The sequence below is a fragment of the Streptomyces sp. NPDC053513 genome (assembly GCF_044544765.1).
GTDB classification, from domain to species: domain Bacteria; phylum Actinomycetota; class Actinomycetes; order Streptomycetales; family Streptomycetaceae; genus Streptomyces; species Streptomyces litmocidini.
In genome coordinates, this window is sequence record NZ_JBITXP010000001.1 from 155,858 (window position 1) to 172,809 (window position 16,952).

General features: G+C 70.2%; 13 protein-coding genes. 6 read left to right on the forward strand and 7 right to left on the reverse strand.

The annotated features are described in order from the left end of the window. Nucleotides 1–62: 62 nt before the first annotated feature. The 3 genes from ACIGW4_RS00700 to ngcE form a co-directional block, all read right to left on the reverse strand. Complete coding sequence (locus ACIGW4_RS00700; RefSeq protein WP_123455951.1) at nucleotides 63–1,001, reverse strand: carbohydrate ABC transporter permease; 939 nt, start codon at nucleotides 999–1,001, stop codon at nucleotides 63–65. After that, nucleotides 1,001–1,930 (reverse strand): carbohydrate ABC transporter permease, encoded by a 930-nt coding sequence (locus ACIGW4_RS00705; protein WP_123455950.1) that lies wholly within the window; start codon nucleotides 1,928–1,930, stop codon nucleotides 1,001–1,003. The genes ACIGW4_RS00700 and ACIGW4_RS00705 overlap by 1 nt, the downstream gene beginning before the upstream one ends. Nucleotides 1,931–2,031: 101 nt before the next feature. Continuing rightward, nucleotides 2,032–3,477 (reverse strand): N-acetylglucosamine/diacetylchitobiose ABC transporter substrate-binding protein, encoded by a 1,446-nt coding sequence (gene ngcE, locus ACIGW4_RS00710; protein ID WP_123455949.1) that lies wholly within the window; start codon nucleotides 3,475–3,477, stop codon nucleotides 2,032–2,034. A 528-nt stretch (nucleotides 3,478–4,005) separates the two neighbouring features. On the opposite strand from ngcE, the gene ACIGW4_RS00715 reads away from it, so the two are divergent. Beyond that, nucleotides 4,006–4,926 carry an FG-GAP repeat domain-containing protein gene (locus ACIGW4_RS00715; RefSeq protein WP_399577523.1) on the forward strand — a complete coding sequence of 307 codons (921 nt, stop codon included), beginning with the start codon at nucleotides 4,006–4,008 and terminating at the stop codon, nucleotides 4,924–4,926. A gap of 96 nt (nucleotides 4,927–5,022) precedes the next feature. On the opposite strand, the gene acnA is transcribed toward ACIGW4_RS00715, so the two are convergent. Further along, entirely contained in the window at nucleotides 5,023–7,737 is a 2,715-nt protein-coding gene (gene acnA, locus ACIGW4_RS00720) for an aconitate hydratase AcnA (RefSeq protein WP_123455947.1), read from the reverse strand. A gap of 293 nt (nucleotides 7,738–8,030) precedes the next feature. Between acnA and ACIGW4_RS00725 the strand changes: the two genes are divergently transcribed. From ACIGW4_RS00725 to ACIGW4_RS00735, 3 genes are all read left to right on the forward strand, one after another. Next, complete coding sequence (locus tag ACIGW4_RS00725) at nucleotides 8,031–8,387, forward strand: VOC family protein (RefSeq protein ID WP_399577526.1); 357 nt, start codon at nucleotides 8,031–8,033, stop codon at nucleotides 8,385–8,387. A gap of 50 nt (nucleotides 8,388–8,437) precedes the next feature. Continuing rightward, entirely contained in the window at nucleotides 8,438–9,967 is a 1,530-nt protein-coding gene (locus ACIGW4_RS00730; protein WP_123455945.1) for a UDP-N-acetylglucosamine 1-carboxyvinyltransferase, read from the forward strand. 332 nt (nucleotides 9,968–10,299) lie between these two features. Then, entirely contained in the window at nucleotides 10,300–10,776 is a 477-nt protein-coding gene (locus ACIGW4_RS00735) for a PASTA domain-containing protein (RefSeq protein WP_399577529.1), read from the forward strand. A 6-nt stretch (nucleotides 10,777–10,782) separates the two neighbouring features. Here the strand turns inward: ACIGW4_RS00735 and ACIGW4_RS00740 are convergent, their stop codons facing one another. From ACIGW4_RS00740 to ACIGW4_RS00750, 3 genes are all read right to left on the reverse strand, one after another. Next, nucleotides 10,783–12,336, reverse strand: a complete 1,554-nt coding sequence (locus ACIGW4_RS00740) for an MFS transporter (protein WP_123455928.1) — start codon at nucleotides 12,334–12,336, stop codon at nucleotides 10,783–10,785. Nucleotides 12,337–12,427: 91 nt separating this feature from the next. Then, nucleotides 12,428–12,841 carry a RidA family protein gene (locus ACIGW4_RS00745; RefSeq protein WP_399577531.1) on the reverse strand — a complete coding sequence of 138 codons (414 nt, stop codon included), beginning with the start codon at nucleotides 12,839–12,841 and terminating at the stop codon, nucleotides 12,428–12,430. After that, on the reverse strand, nucleotides 12,838–14,052 hold the full coding sequence (locus tag ACIGW4_RS00750; RefSeq protein WP_399577534.1) for an acyl-CoA dehydrogenase family protein: 1,215 nt from the start codon (nucleotides 14,050–14,052) through the stop codon (nucleotides 12,838–12,840). Before ACIGW4_RS00750 ends, ACIGW4_RS00745 begins: the two co-directional genes overlap by 4 nt. 378 nt (nucleotides 14,053–14,430) lie before the next feature. On the opposite strand from ACIGW4_RS00750, the gene ACIGW4_RS00755 reads away from it, so the two are divergent. Both ACIGW4_RS00755 and ACIGW4_RS00760 read left to right on the forward strand, forming a co-directional pair. After that, nucleotides 14,431–16,053 carry an AMP-binding protein gene (locus ACIGW4_RS00755; RefSeq protein ID WP_399578171.1) on the forward strand — a complete coding sequence of 541 codons (1,623 nt, stop codon included), beginning with the start codon at nucleotides 14,431–14,433 and terminating at the stop codon, nucleotides 16,051–16,053. 37 nt (nucleotides 16,054–16,090) lie between these two features. Continuing rightward, on the forward strand, nucleotides 16,091–16,924 hold the full coding sequence (locus tag ACIGW4_RS00760) for a PaaX family transcriptional regulator C-terminal domain-containing protein (protein WP_123455924.1): 834 nt from the start codon (nucleotides 16,091–16,093) through the stop codon (nucleotides 16,922–16,924). Nucleotides 16,925–16,952 lie beyond the last annotated feature (28 nt).

Sequence of the window (16,952 nt, forward strand, 5' to 3'; positions counted from 1 at the left end):
ACACGACGCGCGGGGCCCCCGGCGCGGACGCGCCGGGGGCCCCGGGAAGTGCGGTGGCGGGGTTACTTCACGGCGCCGGCCGTGAGGCCGGCCACCACCTGCCGCTGGAAGACGATGTACGCCGCGAGGACCGGGAGCATCGCCATCACCAGGCCGGCGAAGAGGCCGGACCAGTCGCCCTTGTAGCCCTGGCTGACGGCCAGCTGGACGAGGCCCTGCGAGAGCACCTTCTTCTCCGGCTCGGTGTTGAGCACCGTCGGCAGCAGGTACTGGTTCCACTGGCCGAGGAAGTTGAAGATGCCGACGCTGATGAGGCCGGGCCTGGCCATCGGCAGCATCACCTGGAAGAAGGTCCGGGTGTGCGAGGCGCCGTCCACGAAGGCCGCCTCCGCCACCGAGGTCGGCAGGGTGCGGAAGAAGGCCGTGAGGAAGAAGACGGTGAACGGCAGCGAGTACGCGATGTAGACCAGGATCAGGCCGTGCAGCGTGTTGAGCAGGGCCATGTTCTGGAGCACGTAGAAGAGCGGCACGAGCGCCAGGATGACCGGGAAGCTCATCCCTCCGATGAAGAGGAAGTAGATGAAGCGGTTGCCCGGGAAGTCGAAGCGGGCCAGGACGTAGGCCGCCATGGAGCCGAGGAGGAGCGTGCCGAAGAGCGAGCCGCCGACCACCAGGAGGGTGTTCAGGAAGTAGTCGCTCATGTGCGCCTCGGTCCAGGCGCGCGACCAGTTCTCGAAGTGCAGACCGTCGGGCAGCGACCAGGGGGAGGTGAAGATCGCCTTGTCGGTCTTGAAGGAGGTCATGACCGCCCAGAGCAGCGGCATGACGACCATGATCGCCCAGATGATCAGGACGCCGTGCGAGAAGACGTTGAGGGTCGCGCCCTCGGCCTTGGCGGTCCTGCGGGGGGCGGGCGCCGCCGTCTTGGCGACCGCGGGGCCGGGGCCGGCCGGGGAGCCGGGGGTCTCGACGCCGGTGGTGGCAGTGTCGGTCGTCTTCATCAGAACTCCAGCCGCTCGCGCCGGCCCACCTTCATCACGACGGCCGCGAAGGCCAGCGTGACGACGAGGAGCGCGACACCGATGGTCGTTGCGTAGGCGGCCTGACCGTCCCGGAACGCCTTCTGGTACACGTACAGCGGAAGGACGATGGTGGAGAAGTCGGGTCCGCCGCCGTTGGGGCCGACGGTCATGATCTGGACGACGGCGAAGGATTCCGCGCCGAGCGCGAGGATGCCCATGTAGATCCAGCCGGACTGCACGGTGTCCCAGAGCAGCGGCATGGTGATCCTGAAGAACGTGGTGAAGCGGTTCGCGCCGTCGAGCAGGGCCGCCTCGTAGAAGTCCCTCGGAATGGAGGCCATGCCGGCCGAGAAGAGGACGACGAAGAATCCGACCGTGGACCAGACGAGGACGACCATCACGCAGATGAGGGCGAGGTCGGGATCTCCGAGCCAGTCCGGCTGGATGCTGTCGAGACCGACGCCCTTCAGTACGGAATTGATGGCTCCGCTGTTCGGGTTGTACGCGAACTGGAAGAGCAGCGCGACGATCGCGATCGACAGCACCTGCGGGAAGAAATAGACGATCTTGTAGAAAGAGGATCCGCGCACACCCGCGATCGCCGCGCCCCTGCGGCGCCGACCGCCGACATTGAGCATGAAGGCGAAGAAGAGCGCGAGCCCCACGGTCACCAGGGGCAGCACCACCGCGAAGGTCAGACTGTGCTGGAGCGATTTCCAGAAGACCTCGTCGTCCAGCATCCTGCTGTAGTTGTCGAATCCGACCATCCCGAATTCGGGACTCAGTCCGGTCCAGTCCGTGAACGAGTAGTAGATGGACTGGATGAACGGCCAGATGACGAACAGCACGTAGAGCGCGAGGGGGGCCGCCAGGAACCCCACGATGAAACGGTACTTTCCGTGTTGCATTCCTACCGACCCCGATCTTTCCCGCGACAGACGCGCCGCTGGTGCCACGCGCCGAGGGCCGGGGCCCGCTCCCGGTCGGCGGGAAGGGGCCCCGGCACTGCTCACTGGTGCTTGTAGTGCTTGATCGAGGAGTCCTTGGCCGCCTCGTCGGCGTACTTCTGGATCTTCTTGATCGTCTCGGCCGGGGTCGCGCGGCCGGCCATCATCTCGCCGAGGCCGGCGACACCGATCTTCTCCTTCTGGAGGGCGACGTACCAGTCCTGGAGGCGCGGGTTGACGACGTTCTGGCCGGCCTTCTCCAGGGCGGCGACGCCGGACTTGAGGCCCGGGGTCAGCTCGATGCCGTCGGTGCCGCCGTTGAAGGCGGTCAGGGACTTCACGGACTGGGTGAAGTTCTTCGAGGAGGCCTCGCTGAGCATGATGCGCAGCTGCTCCAGGCCGCCCTCCAGGTTCTTCGCCTTCGCCGGGACGATGAAGGGCTCGCCGCCGGACGCCCAGATGGTGCCGAAGGGCATCTTGTCGGACGAGTCGATGCCGGTCGGTGCCGAGACCGCCAGGTCGAAGTCGGCCGGCATGGTCTTCGCGGCCTCGTTCTCGACCCAGGAGCCGTTCGGGATGAACAGCGCCTTGCCCTCGGTCCAGGCGGTCTGCGACTGGATGTGGTCGAGGCCGGGGGTGCCCTTGAGGATGTAGCCCTTCCTGACGAGCTCGTAGTACGCCTCGAAACAGGTCTTGACCGCGGGGTGCTCCCAGGCCTTCGGCTCCAGGTTGTCGATGGCGTCGAGGACCTCGCGGCCGCCGACCTTGCCGATCATCGGGTAGAGCGAGAAGGGGACGTAGTACGGGTACTTGCCGGCGTACGTCCAGCCCGCGATGCCCTTCTTCTTGGCCTTCTCGCAGACGGCCAGCATCTCGTCCCAGGTCTCGGGGTACTTCGCGTCGAGGGAGTCGAGCAGCTTCTGCGAGTACCAGACGCCGTAGACCGTGTAGGCGTAGTACAGGATCCACACCGGGTCGCCGTCGAACTGGCCCATCTCGACGATGCCGGGCCGCAGGGTGTCGCGGACCTTCTTGCTCGGGTCGTCGATGGACGGCGCGTCCAGGAGCGGGGTGAGGTCCGCCAGCTGCTTCTGGCCGACGAGGACGCCCATGTCCATCTGCTCGGCGCCGGAGTTGTCGATGAGGTCCGGCGGGGTGCCGCCGTTGAAGCGCGGCTGCAGCGTGGTGGTGATCTTCTGGGTCGGCGTGAACTTGACGCTCGCCTTGGGGTAATTGGTCTCGTAGACCTTGATCGCGTCCTTGGCGTACTGCTGTCCGAATCCGCCGTCGAAGAGGACGAAATCGAGCGGTGCCGCCTCGTTCACCCCGAGCGGATTCTTGTCGGACTTCGTGCCCTTTTCGACCTTCTCGTTACCACTGTCGCCACCGCTCGCGCAGGCGGACAGGAAACCCATGGTCGGCACGGAGATCAGACCGATGGCGGCGGAACGCTTGATCAGATCGCGACGGCCGAGGCCCTCACTGTGGTGTGCGGAGGTGGATCCCATGCTCAAGTCCTCGCCTTCATTCAGGACTCAGGCGGTGTGCCGGTCGCCCGTACTCACTCGCCACAGGCGAAGGGCCCCGCCACCGCGGTCATTTGCAGCCGGGTCGTGCACGCGTCGGGCCGTCGCCGGATTGCTCCGACTGGCTGGACGCCGACAGGTATAGTCCACTTCCCTTCACGGGAGCAAGATCGAAACCAGGTTTGCACGACCATCTTTCCCGAGTTGAGACCTCCGGGATAAGCACGCTGGATCTGCGGCGTTTCGTCCAAGCATTCGCCGCGCAACACCCTTGACATGGCATCAGGGTCGCCCCATGGGCCGGGCCGGGGCGTCAGGCGACCGGAGACGCGCGGAAGGAAACGCGCAAATGGTGCATACGACCGCCATCGAAACAGTTGTGTCACAAACCAGTTGCCCGGTGAAGATCTCGTGAGAAGGATCCTGGATCATAGAGGTCCCGCCCAGCCCTGCCCTCCGGCACGAGCGCGCGGCGGGACTGCCTCATTCCATACGGATCTGGAGTATTACGTGGCCAACTCTTCTGGCCTGAACCGCACGGGCGTCCTGTCCCGTGTCACGGTCGCGGCGATAACGGCCGCCCTGGTCGGTACCACGACGGCCGCCGTCGCGGCGGACGCGCCGCAGGAGCGGACGGCGTCCGCCGCCGTCCAGAAGCCCTCGGGCAACGCGAGCGCCTTCGCCGCCGAGAGCACCTCCGACGCCCAGGTGAACGCCCTCTACGGCGTCGACTCCCGCGGCGACATGTACGGCTACCCGCCGAACGGTCAGGGCGGCCTCGACGCCCGCGTCTACACCGGCTACGGCTGGGGCAACGCCAAGTTCATCACCCAGGTCGACCAGGACCACGACGGCAGCGCCGACGGCATCTGGGACGTCACCGCGGGCCGCCTGTCGTACATGGCGTACGGCGGCGACCCGGTCTCCATCGGCAGCGGCTGGAGCATCTACAACAAGGTCCTGTCCGCGGGCCAGCTGGGCGGCGGCACCGCCGACGACCTGCTCGCCCGTGACAGCTACGGCACGCTGTGGCTGTACCTGGGCTACGGCAACGGCAAGGTCACCACCCGCTACAAGGTGGGCGGCGGCTGGCAGGCCTACAACCAGATCGCCGGCAAGGGCGACCTGAGCGGCGACGGCAAGGACGACATCGTCGCCCGCGACAGCTCCGGTGTGCTGTGGCTCTACAAGGGCACCGGCAGCTACACGACGCCGTTCGCCCCCCGCACCAGGATCGGCGGCGGCTGGAACGCCTACAACGCCCTCGTCTCGACCGGCGACATCGACCTCGACGGCATCACCGACCTGGTCGCCCGTGAGACCACCGGCGCCCTGTGGCTGTACAAGGGCACCGCGAACGGCACCACGCCGTTCAAGCCGCGCGTGAAGATCGGCACCAGCGGCTGGAACACCTACCGCCTCATGTTCTGATCCGTGCTCCCGTCGTGAGACGGCGCGCGTGACGAACGAAAGGGCCCCGCTCCTCTTCCGAGGAGCGGGGCCTTTCGTCTACCGGATCCGGTGGCGTCAGCCGCGGATCAGATTGCGGAGCACGTACTGCATGATGCCGCCGTTGCGGTAGTAGTCCGCCTCACCGGGGGTGTCGATGCGGACGACCGCGTCGAACTCGACACCGGTGTCGGTGGTGACCTTGACCGTGCTCGGCGTGGTGCCCTCGTTCAGCTCCGTGACGCCGGTGATGGAGAAGGTCTCCTCGCCGGTCAGGCCGAGCGAGTCGGCCGACTGGCCGGCCGGGAACTGCAGCGGCAGGACGCCCATGCCGATGAGGTTCGAGCGGTGGATGCGCTCGTACGACTCGGTGATGACGGCCTTGACGCCGAGGAGCGCGGTGCCCTTGGCGGCCCAGTCGCGGGACGAGCCGGAGCCGTACTCCTTGCCGCCCAGGATGACCAGCGGGGTGCCGGCGGCCTGGTAGTTCTGCGAGGCGTCGTAGATGAAGGAGACCGGGCCGCCCTCCTGCGTGAAGTCGCGGGTGTAGCCGCCCTCGGTGCCCGGCGCGATCTGGTTGCGCAGGCGGATGTTGGCGAAGGTGCCGCGGATCATGACCTCGTGGTTGCCCCGGCGCGAGCCGTAGGAGTTGAAGTCACGACGCTCCACACCGTGCTCGGTGAGGTACTTGCCGGCCGGGGTGTCGGCCTTGATGGCACCGGCCGGGGAGATGTGGTCGGTGGTGACCGAGTCGCCCAGCTTGGCCAGGACGCGGGCGCCGACGATGTCGGTGACCGGGGTGGTCTCCATCGTCATGCCCTCGAAGTACGGGGGCTTGCGGACGTAGGTGGACTCGGTGTCCCACTCGAAGGTGTTGCCGGTCGGGATCGGCAGCGCCTGCCACTGGGCGTCGCCCGCGAAGACGTCCTGGTAGGACTTGTTGAACATGTCCTCGCCGATGGCGTTGGCCACGACGTCGTTGACCTCGGCCTCGGAGGGCCAGATGTCCTTGAGGAAGACCGGGTTGCCCTCGGTGTCGGTGCCGAGCGCGTCCCTGGTGATGTCCACCTTCATGGAGCCCGCGATGGCGTACGCGACGACCAGCGGCGGGGAGGCCAGGTAGTTCATCTTGACGTCGGGGTTGATGCGGCCCTCGAAGTTGCGGTTGCCCGAGAGCACCGAGGTCACGGCCAGGTCGTGCTCGTTGACGGCCTTGGAGACCTCCTCCGGCAGCGGGCCGGAGTTGCCGATGCAGGTGGTGCAGCCGTAGCCGACGAGGTTGAAGCCGACCTTGTCGAGGTACGGGGTGAGGCCCGCCTTGTCGAAGTAGTCGGTGACGACCTTCGAGCCCGGGGCGAGGGTGGTCTTGACCCACGGCTTGCGGGTCAGGCCCTTCTCGACGGCCTTCTTCGCGACGAGCGCGGCGGCGACCATCACGTACGGGTTCGACGTGTTGGTGCAGGAGGTGATGGCCGCGACCGTCACCGCACCGTGGTCGAGGGTGTAGGTCGAGCCGTCGGGGGCGGTGACCTGGACCGGGTTCGACGGGACCGTGCTGGAGACGGCCGGGGCGTCGGAGGCCGGGAAGGACTCCTGGCCCGCCTCGTCGACGCTGTCGACGTAGTTGCGGACGTCCTGGGCGAACTGCTCGGCGGCGTTCGCGAGGACGATGCGGTCCTGCGGGCGCTTCGGGCCGGCGATCGACGGGACGACGGTGGAGAGGTCGAGCTCCAGCTTCTCGGAGAAGTCCGGCTCGGCCTTCGGGTCCAGCCAGAGGCCCTGCTCCTTGGCGTACGCCTCGACGAGCGCGACCTGCTGCTCGGAGCGGCCGGTGAGCTTGAGGTAGTTCAGGGTCTCGTCGTCGATCGGGAAGACCGCGGCGGTGGAGCCGAACTCCGGCGACATGTTGCCGATGGTGGCGCGGTTGGCGAGCGAGGTGGCGGCGACGCCCTCGCCGTAGAACTCGACGAACTTGCCGACGACACCGTGCTTGCGCAGCATCTCGGTGATGGTCAGCACCAGGTCGGTGGCGGTGGTGCCGGCGGGCAGCTCGCCGGTCAGCTTGAAGCCGACGACGCGCGGGATGAGCATGGAGACCGGCTGGCCGAGCATCGCGGCCTCGGCCTCGATGCCGCCGACGCCCCAGCCGAGCACGCCGAGGCCGTTGACCATGGTGGTGTGCGAGTCGGTGCCGACGAGGGTGTCGGGGTAGGCCTGGCCGTTGCGGACCATGACCGTGCGGGCCAGGTGCTCGATGTTCACCTGGTGGACGATGCCGGTGCCGGGCGGGACGACCTTGAACTCGTCGAAGGCGGTCTGGCCCCAGCGCAGGAACTGGTAGCGCTCCTTGTTGCGGCCGTACTCCAGCTCGACGTTCTGGCCGAAGGCGTCCTTGGTGCCGAACTTGTCGGCGATGACCGAGTGGTCGATGACCAGCTCGGCCGGGGCCAGCGGGTTGATCTTCGCCGGGTCGCCGCCGAGCTCCTTGACGGCCTCACGCATGGTGGCGAGGTCGACGACACAGGGCACACCGGTGAAGTCCTGCATGATCACGCGGGCGGGCGTGAACTGGATCTCCTGGCTCGGCTGAGCCTGCGAGTCCCAGTTGCCGAGGGCCCGGATGTGGTCGGCGGTGATGTTCGCGCCGTCCTCGGTGCGGAGCAGGTTCTCCAGGAGGACCTTCAGGCTGTAAGGGAGGCGCGCGGAGCCCTCGACCTTGTCCAGCTTGAAGATCTCGTACGACTCGTCGCCCACGCGCAGCGTGCTGCGGGCGTCGAAGCTGTTCGCCGACACGACAGTCTCCTTCATATATGTGCGCGTTCCACCACATCCTGCCGCCACGTACACGTCGTCGATCCGCTAAGGTAAGGCTAAGTTAGGTAACCCTTACCAGGGTGGCGGCAGCGGTGCGCCTCGGCAGATATCTCGATGTCGAGATAACTCTAGTACATCACCGCCGCCCGGTCATGCCTGGCATGCTGCGGATCCACGGGACGCACGACCCGTCCCGCCCACCCCCCTTCCCCTCCACCCCGAACGGATGCGGCCCGATTGCCGCGGCGGACGCCCCGGCCGACGATCGATCCATGATCAGCGGCGCGCACGTGGTTCTCTACACCCGGGACGCGGAGGCCGACCGGGCCTTCCTCAGGGACGTCGTCGGCTTCGAGCACGTGGACGCCGGAGGGGGCTGGCTCATCTTCAGGCTGCCGCCCGCCGAGATCGCGGTGCACCCCACGACGGGCGAACCGCAGCACGAGGTGTACCTCATGTGCGACGACCTCACCCATACCCTGACAACCCTGGAGGATCGGGGCGCGGAGATCTCACGGGCCATCACCGACCAGGGCTGGGGCCTGCTCGCCGCCGTCCGCCTGCCGAGCGGCACCGAACTCCCCCTGTACGAACCGCGCCACCCGACCGCTCACGCCGATTCACCCTGATGGCCCACCCCATGACGGAACACATCTCATATCTGAGATAACGTGACGCCATGGAAGACGACTACCTCGTACGCATCGGCAAGCTCATCCGTGACGCCCGGCAACACCGCGGCTGGACACAGACTCAGCTCGCCGAGGCGCTGGCCACGAGCCAGAGCGCCGTCAACCGGATCGAGCGCGGCAACCAGAACATCAGCCTTGAGATGATCGCCCGGATCGGCGAAGCCCTCGACAGCGAGATCGTGTCCCTGGGATACGCGGGACCCATGCACCTCCGCGTCGTCGGCCGCCGTCGCCTCTCCGGCTCCATCGACGTCAAGACGAGCAAGAACGCCTGTGTCGCACTGCTCTGCGCCACGCTCCTCAACAAGGGCCGCACCGTCCTGCGCCGGGTCGCCCGCATCGAGGAGGTCTTCCGGCTCCTGGAGGTCCTCAACTCCATCGGCGTCCGCACCCGCTGGATCAACGACGGCGTGGACCTGGAGATCGTGCCTCCGGCCGAGCTCGACATGGAGTCCATCGACGCCGAGGCCGCGATCCGCACCCGCTCGATCATCATGTTCCTCGGCCCGCTGCTGCACCGCATGGACCGCTTCCGGCTGCCGTACGCCGGCGGCTGCGACCTCGGCACGCGCACGATCGAGCCGCACATGATCGCGCTGCGCCGCTTCGGCCTGGAGGTCACGGCCACCGAGGGCATCTACCACGCCCGGGTCGAGCGCTCCGTCTCCCCCGGCCGCCCGATCGTCCTGACCGAGCGCGGCGACACCGTCACCGAGAACGCGCTGCTCGCCGCCGCCCGGCACGACGGCGTGACCGTCATCCGCAACGCCTCCTCCAACTACATGGTCCAGGACCTCTGCTTCTTCCTGGAGGCCCTCGGCGTCCGGGTCGACGGCATCGGCACCACCACCCTGACCGTGCACGGCGTGCCGCAGATCGACGTGGACGTCGACTACTCCCCCTCCGAGGACCCGGTCGAGGCGATGAGCCTGCTCGCCGCGGCCGTGGTGACGGAGTCGGAACTGACCATCCGCCGGGTCCCCGTCGAGTTCATGGAGATCGAGCTCGCCGTCCTGGAGGAGATGGGCCTCGACCACGACCGCTCGGCGGAGTACCCGGCGGACAACGGCCGCACTCGCCTGGTCGACCTGACGGTCCGTCCCTCCAAGCTGGAGGCGCCGATCGACAAGATCCACCCGATGCCGTTCCCGGGCCTCAACATCGACAACGTCCCCTTCTTCGCGGCGATCGCGGCGACGGCCCAGGGCAAGACCCTCATCCACGACTGGGTCTACGACAACCGCGCCATCTACCTCACCGACCTCAACCGCCTCGGCGGCCGCCTCCAGCTCCTGGACCCCCACCGCGTCCTGGTCGAGGGCCCCACCCGCTGGCGCGCCGCCGAGATGATGTGCCCGCCGGCCCTGCGCCCGGCCGTGGTCGTCCTGCTCGCCATGATGGCGGCGGAGGGCACGTCGGTCCTGCGCAACGTCTACGTCATCAACCGCGGCTACGAGGACCTCGCGGAGCGCCTCAACTCGATCGGCGCGCAGATCGAGATCTTCCGGGACATCTAGGTCCCGGTCCCGGAGAAAGTCGCGAGAAGCCGGAGAACCCCCGCGCCGGGCGCGGGGGTTCTGTCTACGATCCCCGCGTGGACTCGTACCCCTCTGCCCCGCCGCCGTCCCCGTCGCCTCCCCGGGAGGCCGTTCGGCGGTGGTGGCGGCCGGGGGTGGTCGTCGGTGGTCTGGTCGTGCTGCTCGTGGTCGTGTGGGGCGTGCCCCGCCTTTTCGGTGGTGGTGCGCCGGGGGAGGAGCCGGTGCGGGGTGGCGGCCGGTCGCCGGAGGTCACGGGCACCGTCTCCGTCGCTCCTCGGCCCACCGGGCCTCCCGTGCTCGTGGGGAGGAACATGGAGGAGGCGAAGGCCGCCGCCTCCGCCGCCGGGTACGCCGTCGTGTCGCACGACGCCTCCGACCAGGATGCCCGGCAGTGGGACGCGGACGAGTGGACGGTGTGTTTCCAGGCGTCGGCGGGGCGGCGGGACGGCGGGCGGCCCGTGCTGGATCTCGGGGTGGTGCGCGTCGGGGCGCCCTGTCCCGCCGTCGACGGCGGGAAGATCCCCTGGCCCGCCATGCCCGCCGTCACCGGCATGGCCTTCGCGCGGGCCGGGCAGGCGCTGGCGCCGGTCGGGTTCAGGAAGGTCGTGCCGGAGAGCGCGTACTCCGACGTGGCGCTGCCCGGCGTCGCGGATCCGTGGAAGGTCTGCTTCCAGGATCCCGAGCCGGGCGAGACGGTCGAGGATCCGCAGTTCGGGACCGCCTATCTGAAGCTGGCGCCGCCCGACGCCCCCTGTCCCGAGCGGCCCTACGCCACCTTGAGGCCGTAGTGGGGTTCAGCCGGCGCCCGGCATCACTCCGCCGCCCTTGAGGCGTTCGAGGTCGGAGGCGCGGACCTGGATCACGAAGAGGGCGACCAGGGCGCCGACCACGGCGAAGACCGCCGCCGTGACGAAGCCCGCGGAGACGCCGGAGGTGAGGACCTGGTCGCTCCAGGGCGGCGGGAGCTGCCCGGTCTTCGCGAACTGGGCCTTCTCCAGCGGGCCGGCCTGGGAGAGGAAGGCGGGGACCTGCTTGTCCGCCTCGTTGCGGCTGGCCGTGCCGAAGACGGTCACCAGGATCGAGAGGCCCAGCGAACCGCCCACCTGCTGCATGGCGTTGAGCAGGCCGGACGCCGCGCCGGACTCCCGCTGTTCGACGTTCGACAGCGCCATGATGGTCAGCGAGACGAACATCAGGCCCATGCCGAGGCCGAAGACGAGGATCGGTCCGAGGATGCTGCCCGCGTAGGTGGAGTTCACGTCGGTGAGCGTCAGCCAGGACAGGCCGGCCGCGGCGAGCACCGAGCCCGTCACCATGAAGGGCTTCGGACCGTACTTGGGCAGCAGGTTGGACGTGAAGCCGGCGCCGACCGCGATGATCGCGCTGACCGGCAGGAACGCGAGGCCCGTCGTCAGGGGGCTGAAGCCCAGCACCTGCTGCACGAAGAGGGTGAGGAAGAAGAACATCCCGAAGATGGCCGCCGCCAGGCAGAGCATGATGACGTAGGTGCCCGAGCGGTTGCGGTCGGCGAACATGTGCAGGGGCGTGATGGGCTGCTGGGAGCGCCGCTCGATGAGGATGAACGCGGCCAGGAGGACGATCGCGGCGCCGAACGAGCCGATCGTGTAGGGGTCGCTCCAGCCCTCCTGCGCGGCCCGGATGAACCCGTACACCAGCGCCACCATGCCGAGCGTCGAGGTCAGCGCGCCGGCGAGGTCGAAGTGGCCGGGGTGCCGCTCGGACTCCCTGACGTGACGCGGTGTGAGGAGCGCGATCACCACGGCGATCGGGACGTTGACGAAGAAGATCCAGCGCCAGTCCAGCCATTGGACGAGCATGCCTCCGGCCACCAGTCCGATCGCGCCGCCGCCGGCCGAGACGCCCGCGAAGACGCCGAAGGCCCGGTTGCGTTCCGGGCCTTCGTCGAACGTGGTGGTGATGAGGGAGAGCGAGGTCGGCGAGGCTATCGCGCCGCCGACGCCCTGGAGCGCCCGGGCCGCGAGGAGTTGCCACTCACTCTGCGCGAGCCCGCAGAAGAGGGAGGCCAGTCCGAAGAGCAGCACGCCGAAGATGAAGACGCGTCGCCGGCCCAGGATGTCGCCGGTTCGCCCGCCGAGGAGCAGCAGCCCGCCGAAGGTGAGCGTGTAGGCGTTGACGACCCAGGACAGGCTGGTGGTCGAGAAGTCCAGCGCCGTCTGGATGTGCGGGAGGGCGATGTTCACGATGGTGATGTCGAGGACCACCATCAGCTGACAGGACGCGATCACGAACAGGGCTATGCCCTTGCCGTCCCCGCCCTTCTTCGGAGGGGCGGTCTGCGCAGGTGTCGTCGGCTTGGGTGTACTCATGTGGCGCCTCGGGCCTCGCCTGGTGAGTGTGCCGTGGGCCGGTCAGTCCACCTTTCGACACTAAGCCCGGCCCGAGCGGGTGACCAGTTGATCAAGCGGACGCGGGTTCGTCGAGGACCGCGAAGCCGTCGAGCTCCACCAGGGCCTGCTCGTCCCAGAGGCGTACGACTCCGATGACGGCCATCGCCGGGTAGTCGCGGCCCGCCAAGCGGCGCCAGATCCGGCCCAGTTCGTGCGCGTGGTCGCGGTAGCCGGGGACGTCGGTGGTGTAGACGGTGACGCGGGCGAGGTCGGCGGGGGTGCCGCCGGCGTGCCGCAGGGCGGTGAGCAGATTGCCGAGGGCGGTGGCGAACTGCTCGGTGATCCCCTCCCCCACGACCTTGCCCCCGGTGTCGAGGGCGGTCTGCCCGGCGAGGAAGACGAGCCGGGTGCCGGTGGCGGTGACGGCGTGCGAGAAGCCGGTGGGCGGGGAGAGTTCGGCGGGGTTGTGGCGGTGCAGGCTCATGCGGTCGTCTCCTTCGGCTCCTTCGGGGCGTACGGGGCTCCCAGGGGTCGCCGCTCGCCGGGCGGCACCTCGGTGGGCACCACCTCGGTGGGCGGCACCTTCGCGTACAGCTCCTTCGCGATGATCGTGCGCTGCACCTCGGTCGCGCCCTCGTAGATCCGGGGCGCGCGGACCTCTCGGTAGAGGTGTTCCAGGAGGTGGCCGCGCTGGAGGGCGAGGGCGCCGTGCAGCTGGACGGCGGCGTCGACGACGTACTGGGCGGTCTCGGTGGCGAGGAGCTTGGCCATGGCGGAGCGGCGGGGGACGTCGGGGTCCCCCTCGTCGTACGCGACGGCCGCCGCGTACACGAGGAGGCGGGCGGCCTCGGTGCGGGTGGCCATCTCGGCGACGCGGTGCGAGACGGCCTGGAGGTCGGCGAGGACGCCGCCGAAGGCGGGGCGGGCGACGGTGTGGGCGAGGGCCGCGTCGAGGGCGGCCTGGGCCATGCCGACGGCGAAGGCGCCGACGCTGGGCCGGAAGAGGTTGAGGGTGTTCATGGCGACCCGGAAGCCCTTGTCGGGTTCGCCGAGGAGGTCCTCGGGGCCGACGGGGACGCCGTCGAAGGTGAGGGTGCCGAGGGCGTGCGGGGCGAGCATGTCGAGCGGTTCCCCGCCGAGGCCCGGGCGGTCGGCGGGGACGAGGAAGGCCGTGACGCCGCGCGCTCCGGCGCCCCGGGTGGTGCGGGCGAAGACGGTGGCGAAGTCGGCCTCGGGGGCGTTGGAGATCCAGCGCTTCTCGCCGTGCAGGCGCCAGCCGCCGCGGCCGTCGGGGACGGCGTCGAGGGCGAGGGCGGCGGCGTCGGAGCCGGCGTCCGGTTCGGAGAGGGCGAAGGCGGCGACGGCCCGCCCGGCGGCGGCCTCGGGGAGCCAGCGGGCGCGCTGGGCGGGGGTGCCGAAGGCGGCGACGGGGTGGGTGCCGAGGCCCTGGAGGGCGAGGGCGGTCTCGGCCTCGGTGCAGGTGCGGGCGAGGGACTCGCGCAGGAGGCAGAGGTCGAGGGCGCCGGCCTCGAAGAGGCGGGAGAGGAGGCCGAGCTCGCCGAGGGCGGCGACGAGCGGGCGGTTGACCCTGCCGGGTTCCCCCTGGTCGGCGAGGGGCTTGAGCCGTTCGGCGGCGAGCGCGCTGAGCTCCGCACACCAGGTGGTCTGTGCCGGATCGAGCGAGAATGCGGGCATGTGGGCCCTCTCCGGCGCCCTCCGGCGCCCTCGTCGCGGCGCCGTGAAGCGCCCTGATCCCTGCGCCTCGCGGCGCCTCGGTCCCGGCGCCGTGGGGCGCCGCGGTGCCGGCGCCTCGCAGCGCCGTGGTGCCTGCGCCTTGCGGCGCCTTCGTCGCGACGCCGTGGGGCGCCGTGGTTCCGGCGCCGTGAAGCGCCCCGGTTCCTGCGCCTCGCGGCGCCCTGCTTCCCGCGTCCTGAAGCGCCCCGCCTCCCGCGCCCCCGGGTTCCTCCGTCCCGGCGCCTCCCGGCGCCCCTGTCGCGGACCGTTGACTGTCGTCACCAACACGATACGCTCGTGGAGCGACGGACGACCCCACCACGACAGGGGGACGGACTCATGGAGCTGACGCCCTCGGCCCACCTCGACACGTTCGCCCGCGACCGGCTGCCGTCTCCCGACCACTGGCCGCGTCTCCTCTTCGACCTCCCCGAGCTCCGCTACCCCGATCGGCTCAACTGCGGCACGGAACTCCTCGACCGCACGGTGGAACGGTTCGGCGCCGACCGGCCCGCCTTCCACGACGGCGAGGGCGGGGTCTGGAGCTACGGGGAGCTCCGCGACCGGGTGGACCGCATCGCCCACGTCCTCACCACCGACCTGCGGGTGCTGCCCGGCAACCGGGTCCTCCTGCGCGGTCCCACCACCCCCTGGCTCGCCGCCTGCTGGCTCGCCGTGATGAAGGCCGGCGGCGTCGCCGTCACCGTCCTGGCCCAGCAGCGCGCCCCCGAGCTGGCCGTGATGGCCGAGGCGGCCCGGTGCACCCACGCGCTCTGCGACGACCGCGTCCTCGACGAGCTGCTCGCGGCCCGGATACCCGGGCTCCGGGTCACCCCCTTCGGCGGGGACGGGCCCGATGACCTGCTGACCCTCGCCGAGCGCCACCCCGACCCGTACAAGGCGGTGCCGACCGCCGCCGACGACGTGGCCCTGATCGCCTTCACCTCCGGCACGACCGGGCGGCCCAAGGGCTGCGTCCACTTCCACCGGGACGTCCTGGCCGTCGCCGACACCTTCTCCGCGCACGTCCTGCGGCCGCTGCCCGACGACGTCTTCGCCGGCTCTCCCCCGCTCGCCTTCACCTTCGGCCTCGGCGGGCTCGTCGTCTTCCCCCTGCGGGCCGGGGCGAGCGCGGTCCTCCTCGAACAGGCCGGGCCCAAACAACTGCTCGCGGCGATCGAACGGCACCGGGTGTCGGTGCTCTTCACCGCCCCGACGGCCTACCGGGTCATGCTGCAGGAGCTGACCCAGGGCACGGCCCCGGAGGTGGCCTCGCTGCGCCGCTGCGTCTCGGCGGGCGAGAACCTGCCCGAGGCGACCTGGACGGCCTGGTACGCGCGGACCGGGCTGCGCCTGATCAACGGCATCGGCGCCACCGAACTGCTGCACATCTTCATCTCCGCCGCCGACGGCGACATACGCCCCGGCACCACGGGCCGCCCGGTGCCCGGCTGGCAGGCCAGGATCGTCGACCGCGACGGCAAGGGCGTCCCGGACGGCGAGGAGGGGCTGCTCGCGGTGCGCGGCCCGGTGGGCTGCCGCTATCTGGCCGACCCCCGCCAGGAGGAGTACGTACGGGACGGCTGGAACATCACGGGCGACACGTACGTCCGCGAGCCCGACGGCTGGTTCCGCTACGTCTCGCGCGCCGACGACATGATCATCTCGGCCGGCTACAACATCGCCGGGCCCCAGGTCGAGGAGGTGCTCCTCGACCACCCCGACGTGGTGGAGACGGCGGTGGTCGGCCGCCCGGACGAGCTGCGCGGCCAGGTCGTCGTGGCGTACACGGTGGTACGGGACGGGGTGCCGCGCGACGCCGGCACCGCCGCCGCGCTGCGGGCCTTCGTCCGCGCCCGCATCGCCCCGTACAAATCGCCCCGGGAGATCGTCTTCCTCGACGCGCTGCCGCGCACGGCGACGGGGAAGCTCCAGCGCTTCCTGCTGCGGGACCCGGCGTGACCGGCATGACGTGTCCACCACCGCTTAAAGTGATCACGTGGCCGAGCAGCACACCCCCCGATCCCTGATCGTCTCCTTCTACGGCGCCTACGGCCGTGCGCCCGACGAGTCGCCGGTGCCGGTGGCCGCGCTCATCCGGCTGCTCGGCGTGCTCGGCGTCGACGCGCCCTCGGTGCGTTCCTCGGTGTCGCGGCTCAAGCGGCGCGGTCTGCTGCTGCCGGGCCGGACGGCGGCCGGCGCCGCCGGGTACGCCCTCTCGGAGGACGCCCGGCGGCTCCTGGACGACGGCGACCGCCGGATCTACGCCCGTACGGAGCCGAAGCTGTCCGAGGGCTGGGTGCTCGCCGTCTTCTCGGTGCCCGAGGCCGAGCGGCACAAGCGGCACCTGCTGCGCTCCCGGCTCGCCCGGCTGGGCTTCGGCACGGCGGCGCCGGGCGTCTGGATCGCGCCCGCCCGGCTGTACGAGGAGACGCGGAACGCCCTGGAGCGCCTGGAGCTCTCCCCGTACGTGGACCTCTTCCGCGGCGACCACCTGGGGTACGCGGCGACGGCCGGGGCGGTGGCCCGCTGGTGGGACCTGCCGGCGATCGCCGGGCTCCACGAGGAGTTCCTCGCGGCCCACGAGCCGGTCCTGCGGGCCTGGCGGTCGGCCCCGGCGGGCGCCGAGGACGCCTACCGGGACTACCTCCTCGCCCTGGACTCCTGGCGCCGGCTGCCCTACGCGGACCCGGTGCTCCCGGCGGAGCTCCTGCCGGACGACTGGCCGGGCCGCCGCTCGGCGGAGGTCTTCACGGCCCTGCACGAACTGCTGCGGGACCGGGGCGCGGAGTACGTGCTCCCCTTCCTGTCGGGGGACGCCGACACCCCCTAGACCAGATGGCCGCCGCCCTGCGGGTTCC

Excerpts from the sequence above, each read along its gene's own strand:
- ACIGW4_RS00705 (WP_123455950.1), bottom strand. The coding sequence starts at position 1,930 with ATGCAACACGGAAAGTACCGTTTCATCGTGGGGTTCCTGGCGGCCCCC.
- ACIGW4_RS00730 (WP_123455945.1), top strand. The coding sequence starts at position 8,438 with ATGGAAGACGACTACCTCGTACGCATCGGCAAGCTCATCCGTGACGCC.
- ACIGW4_RS00755 (WP_399578171.1), top strand. The coding sequence starts at position 14,431 with ATGGAGCTGACGCCCTCGGCCCACCTCGACACGTTCGCCCGCGACCGG.
- ACIGW4_RS00735 (WP_399577529.1), top strand. The coding sequence starts at position 10,300 with ATGGAGGAGGCGAAGGCCGCCGCCTCCGCCGCCGGGTACGCCGTCGTG.
- ngcE (WP_123455949.1), bottom strand. The coding sequence starts at position 3,477 with ATGGGATCCACCTCCGCACACCACAGTGAGGGCCTCGGCCGTCGCGAT.
- ACIGW4_RS00750 (WP_399577534.1), bottom strand. The coding sequence starts at position 14,052 with ATGCCCGCATTCTCGCTCGATCCGGCACAGACCACCTGGTGTGCGGAG.
- ACIGW4_RS00740 (WP_123455928.1), bottom strand. The coding sequence starts at position 12,336 with ATGAGTACACCCAAGCCGACGACACCTGCGCAGACCGCCCCTCCGAAG.
- ACIGW4_RS00725 (WP_399577526.1), top strand. The coding sequence starts at position 8,031 with ATGATCAGCGGCGCGCACGTGGTTCTCTACACCCGGGACGCGGAGGCC.
- ACIGW4_RS00745 (WP_399577531.1), bottom strand. The coding sequence starts at position 12,841 with ATGAGCCTGCACCGCCACAACCCCGCCGAACTCTCCCCGCCCACCGGC.
- ACIGW4_RS00700 (WP_123455951.1), bottom strand. The coding sequence starts at position 1,001 with ATGAAGACGACCGACACTGCCACCACCGGCGTCGAGACCCCCGGCTCC.